We start from the raw sequence: 3047 nt of genomic DNA, 5'->3' as shown, positions 1-3047 counted from the left end.
CCGCGGCAGATGGGTATAAGTGACAGGATTGTCGGCCAGCCTCCTAGCTAGCTGGCCTGAAACCAATGAGCGCGCCCCATCGCGCTCAGATATATTGCACCACCCAATAGAAAGCCACCCGAGGGTGGCTTTTCTGTGACCTCGACTTCCCAGCATCTCTGGCCCTGTCACAGAACCCCAAGTTCGCCATATAATTTTGCACAAAACGGCTTCAGGCTAGTTTGCAGCAAATAAAGGGCAAGTCGCCTTTTGCTGGGGGTTAATTGCCCATTCCGTTTTTAATAGTCGACTCAGAGTAGGCTATTCGCCTTAGCAATGACTGATCCGCCCCTTGCCTGTAGGCCGTCAGCAGCTTGAGTACAGACTCTGCCATGGATCTATCGGCGACACCTCGCTCGAACAGTCTGCCTACCGCCATCACGATACGGTACTTAACATGCAGCCGGGTGACTTGATCGGCAACTTGCATCAACAGCTCCAAATCCCCTGACTCTGGCAAGGTGTGGGATGCAGCGGCCAGAGCCAGAATCAGCCCTTCATTCTGCTGCTGGATTAGCAACTCTCGGGGCACGCTTTGCGTAACCACGATATCCGCCATCTTCAGTGCAGCTGTATCTTTCAGGTTCACCCGCTGCGACCAGTCCTTGTGCTCGATCATAAGGTACTCATTCGCCAACCTTAACAACTCGGTATCAATCTGCTGACTCTGCGCCATTGATGTCCTGAAACCAGGCTCTTGTGACACCCCCAGTGCCTGCAGCGTCAGCGATTTCGTCTGTTCCTGATCGACCTCAAGCGATTCTATTCGGGACCGGAACTCCAGGCCTTCCTTGCTGATAGAGACATCGGCAGCAGGATCACCAATGCGGGATGACACCGCATCCAGCAATCGGCTTACCGGCTCACGCAGGTAATAGAGCACAACAAGTACTGCCGCCGGCCACACCAGCGCCGCAGCAAGATCCACACACTGCTCCACAAGCCGAATAAAGGCGTCCATCGTTGTAAAACCTCCCGCTCTCGACAGCCGTCGCGCCCTATAAAACCGGCGCCGGACAGAGCCACCTGCTTTAGCTCTGTGTGAAGCCTAGCAGCCAACAACACCGAACCGAGTGCAGCATTACAGCTCGAATTCGACTTGGATCAAACTAAAGATCGAAAGCTATGCAGTAATACAACTGCACAGCCGAAAAGGGCCCCGACAAACAGCGGCAGCCTGACTCCCTTTAATCGAAAAACTAGAACCCACTGCCCGGCGGGTACTACGCTGAATCAGGCTATACTGAGCCTTGGCCAACCGATTTATTCGCAGGATTCAAGATTTCGAAAACGGAGGTCGGCATGCCCTTTTACTCGCAATTGAAGTTCTGGAGAACCGCAGATCGAAGCCGTACAATCGACAATCTCCTGGCGCTGCGCAAAAGTTTGCAAAGCAGTATTCCTAGACGAACACTGGTCGACACCCTGCTGCTGGCGACCTGGAATCTTCGCGATTTCGATTCCAATAAATTCAAACACGGGCCACGTCTGCCGGAGTCATTTTTTTATATCGCCGAAGTGATTTCCGCCTTCGACCTGGTCGCGCTACAGGAGGTCAACCGCAACCTTGCACCGTTCAAAAAACTGATGCACATTCTCGGTAATAACTGGTCCTATATCACCACAGACGTAACCGAGGGGCGCTCTGGTAACGGCGAACGCATGACCTTTGTTTACGATACGCGCAAGGTCTGGTTCGAAAAGATGGCCGGTGAAATTGTGCTGCCGAAAAGCGCATTGATCGAAGGGAACGAGCAATTCGCCCGCTCCCCCTACATAGTGAGTTTCCAATCCGGTTGGTTCAAGTTCAACCTATGCACGGTGCACCTTTATTACGGGTCGACGTCGGGCACAGCTTACCAACGGCGGGTGGCCGAAATCGCCGAAATTGGAAAATTTCTGGCCAAACGGGCAGCACGGGAAAATTTGAACGTCATTCTGCTGGGGGACCTGAACATCGTCAAGCCGGACGACGATACGATGACGGCGTTAAAAAAATCAGGGTTTATCGTGCCCGAGAGCCTGGTCTTGCCAACCAACATGCTAGCCAACAGATACTACGATCAGATCGCTTTTTTGTGCAAGGATGATGAGCTTGAACTCGGCGACAGTGACCAGAATGCCGGGGTATTCAATTTATTCAATAGCATTTATCGCCCCGGCGACACGGAAATTTACCACAAGATCACCACACGAAATGCCCAATGGCCGGGAACGGCCGAAGCCCGTACAGCGTATTTTCGGGAGAAATGGCGCACCTGGCAAATGTCGGATCATCTGCCCTTGTGGATCGAGCTAAAAATCAACTTTGCCGACAAATATCTGAAACATATACAGGGAAAGCGAGGCTAGCACCACTCCATTCAGACCCATAAAAATAACGATCAATTACCGTATGGTTTCAGCTCGCTATAACCAGGAAGCGGCGATATTTATAACCTCCCAGCGAGAATTTTAATTCATTACGCTCACTGCCAACCTACAATTTTATAGCCTAAAATGAGGTTAACAATCCTGGAGAACTAAGAATAAACTAGGCAGCCATTTAAATAAATCATCTAGCACAAACGACCTAAACAGCCACCGGATTAATAATCTCCACAATCAAAAAATTGAAACACCATCAATTTCAATTACCGAATTAGCATTAGCGCGTTCAATAATCTTAAGCAAAGCAGATTGAATCACTTCATTTTCTCTGGCGTCAGTTGTGCTCAAGAACTTTTCCTCTTGAACTTCCGCGCCCTCTTCCAAAGTAAACTGAATAACAACCTCAGTCGCAATGTCAGGACTCTTTCCAAAGTACTTCAATGTAATTTGAGGATAACCTTTAAAGCCTTTATTGACCTGTTTCGCAATTCGTTTTTTAGCTTTATCCACATTCATACAGAATCCTTGAAACCACGTAAACAGAGAAAAATATAGCGCATCAAACACCGGCCAGATGAAGTTGACGGCTTTCTGGAACAGAAATGTACCATTTTACCTGGCAGACTGTCGGACTTAAC

At 49.6% G+C, this 3047-nt stretch carries 3 protein-coding genes; 1 reads left to right on the top strand and 2 read right to left on the bottom strand.

Going from position 1 to position 3047, the window contains the following annotated elements; genetic code table 11:
* Nucleotides 1-259 precede the first annotated feature (259 nt).
* Nucleotides 260-1000: a hypothetical protein gene (locus tag MPRO_RS03220; protein ID WP_067286878.1), complete on the bottom strand. Its 741-nt coding sequence runs from the start codon at nucleotides 998-1000 to the stop codon at nucleotides 260-262.
* Between the two features lie 341 nt (nucleotides 1001-1341).
* Between MPRO_RS03220 and MPRO_RS03215 the strand changes: the two genes are divergently transcribed.
* Nucleotides 1342-2391 (top strand): endonuclease/exonuclease/phosphatase family protein, encoded by a 1050-nt coding sequence (locus MPRO_RS03215; protein ID WP_067286875.1) that lies wholly within the window; start codon nucleotides 1342-1344, stop codon nucleotides 2389-2391.
* Nucleotides 2392-2643: 252 nt separating this feature from the next.
* On the opposite strand, the gene MPRO_RS03210 is transcribed toward MPRO_RS03215, so the two are convergent.
* Nucleotides 2644-2925 (bottom strand): hypothetical protein, encoded by a 282-nt coding sequence (locus MPRO_RS03210; protein ID WP_067286871.1) that lies wholly within the window; start codon nucleotides 2923-2925, stop codon nucleotides 2644-2646.
* Nucleotides 2926-3047 lie beyond the last annotated feature (122 nt).

Source organism: Marinobacterium profundum (assembly GCF_001528745.1).
In the GTDB taxonomy this organism is placed as follows: Bacteria; Pseudomonadota; Gammaproteobacteria; order Pseudomonadales; family Balneatricaceae; genus Marinobacterium_A; species Marinobacterium_A profundum.
Note: the sequence above shows the minus strand (reverse complement) of the source record. Positions and strands in the feature narration are given on the sequence as shown.